The following is a 2,213-nucleotide window of genomic DNA, read 5'->3' on the forward strand; positions in this document are numbered from 1 at the left end:
TCGCTAACTTCGAGTTCAGCTGTCGATCGTTCTCAGCTTCAATCTCGTCGTTCACGACCCACCACGCATCGGAATAAGGGCGAAGCGTCGCAAGTGTCTTTTCGCGCTCAAGGTTGGAATTTCCTCCTCGGTTTGCGAGAGCCGGGTTCTGCCGAGTTTGTCTTTTCACAACGGAGCGATTGGGGTCGTCACTAAATCCATCCCAAGCAACTGAAGTCATTGTATGGGAAGGCGTCCTCGCACAGCCACCGAGGATCAGCCCAATGATCGCAGATGTTGTCGCAAGTTGCTTAATCACCGCTTCGTGCCGCAGAAGCGGCACGACCAACTAGGTTCCGCGATTGGAACTCTAGGAGGAGAGCGGTTAGCAATGTGTTAACGCGTTGAGGCTCGGCGTTTGGCTCCGGAGGTCCTCTCTTCCGGTCGAGCTCCAGATCGGTCGGAGACAGTCCTGATGGTTGGCTACGACAATGCTTATTAATTTGTTGCCCGAGTGAGCAAGTGCTGAAAGATCACGTGTACACGCGCGCCCATCGAACTATCATCTCTTCCAATGCATCATCTCAGCGAGAGATCCGATGTCATCCACTGTGCGTCAACCGGGGAAATCGTCGGCGCCGGGACGAGAGCGATTAGATACAGAGCGCAAGCGCCCAATAATCTCTGAACGCGGAGAAATCTGCGGCAAATCGCAGCTCTGAAGAAACTCGCGCGGCGCCCCTAGCCTGACAACTTGCGAAGAGGCTTCGCTAGGTCGAATGATGTTCGTTGCACAAGGCCAGCGTGACCGAGGGACCACGCTGTCAATACGCGCGACGCAACACTGGACCAACAGGCGTGCAAACCCGGTCCATGTACCAGCCATAAGGCGTCTCGACGCGCACCAAGGGACAACGGCGCACCGGTACATAGCGGTATGGGTACGGCTGCGCCCAGAACGTAATAGGAGTCACTTGGCTGTGACTCGTGAACAGCGCTGCTGGTGGGGCGATCTGCAAGGCGTTAGCGCCACTCACTGCCCCCAGCGTAAGCGGCACGGCGAAAAGGCCGGATCGCAATAGCTTCATGAACATCCAAAAGCTCCTCGCGCCTGCGAATTTAAATCCCAGTCGCACTCGCCACATCCCCATCACGAGAAGCGCTTCGGGTAACCCGCGCGGCTGGTCCAAATACTAGCGAAATTTACCAGCGTCGTCGGTAGAAAAGCAACCGTTCGCAGGTTGGCCAAGCACTTTTTGGGTCGAAATGGCGCGCAAGTGTGGCTTCTCGATCCTACTTCCTCATTCAGGCCGCCTCTGAGCAGAGGGCGGGTGAGCGGCGGGCCCCTTAAAACAGCTAAAAACGTTTGAGCCAGCCGTCCCCCTTCGCCGAGCTTGTCAGACGCTATATGGGTTTAGCTTGTCTAGGCCGGCCGAGCGAAAAACGGCATGCTCTTTGCTTGGGTCAGATTGGCAAGTGTGCGACATCCGGATCTTAGACGGAGATGTGGCCCGGTTGGATTGAACCATCCGGCGAATGGATTGTCGAGGACAAGCACGACATCCTTGACCCTATCGAACGAGACTGGTGATGCGCCGCTGGAGGTTACCGAACGCTAGCTTCCGGCCGCGGGGGACGTCAAAGACACTAGCCTGCCGCCGTCGTAATATTGGTCATCCTCGGTTAGATAAATGTCTCAAGCGCCCGCGATCACGATCTAAATCGAGGATCCTCCGCGAGTGCGAAAGCGTGCTCTCTCATCGGCCAGGAGTTATCCTTTATCCTTTGCTTAATGCCCGCGCCTTCGATCGGGATGCAGCCCGGACCGATCGTAAGGAGGACTCCAGCTTGGTCGGTATTGTCGCCGATCACCTTGTTGAGCTTAGCTGGAGTATTGAGCCAAGTGGAAACCGCCAATGAAAAGTACCTGGCGCGTGCGCGTCGAGGACCTGTGCGTCAAAATTGGGGCTCGTTGAACTGGCTATTCGGACGAGCACGTATCGTTCGCATCATCGGTTTGAGTGGCGCTATCTCGCGTTGTAGGTTGTCGAGAACCTAGATGGAGGCAGAGCCGAAGACAATCAGACCAAGGTGATGCTCGCCGGTACCACGAAGGATCACCTCAGCAAGGCGCAATCGAGACGACGGCCAGCCAAGGGACAAAAGCGTATCCCGTTTTGACACGGCATAGTCTCCGCAGTTCGCTTGCGAAGGATATAGTTGCCAGCGCTCAC

Annotated in this window: 2 protein-coding genes; both read right to left on the reverse strand. The window is 56.2% G+C overall.

Features of this window, described 5'->3' with window-relative positions:
• A partial coding sequence (locus XF30_RS38935) for a hypothetical protein (protein WP_204524534.1) occupies positions 1-328 on the reverse strand: 328 nt, incomplete at its 3' end.
• Positions 329-2,034: 1,706 nt separating this feature from the next.
• A partial coding sequence (locus XF30_RS33605) for a transglutaminase-like cysteine peptidase (protein WP_192893328.1) occupies positions 2,035-2,213 on the reverse strand: 179 nt, incomplete at its 5' end.

The sequence above is a fragment of the Bradyrhizobium sp. SUTN9-2 genome (genome assembly GCF_003122645.1).
In the GTDB taxonomy this organism is placed as follows: Bacteria; Pseudomonadota; Alphaproteobacteria; order Rhizobiales; family Xanthobacteraceae; genus Bradyrhizobium; species Bradyrhizobium yuanmingense.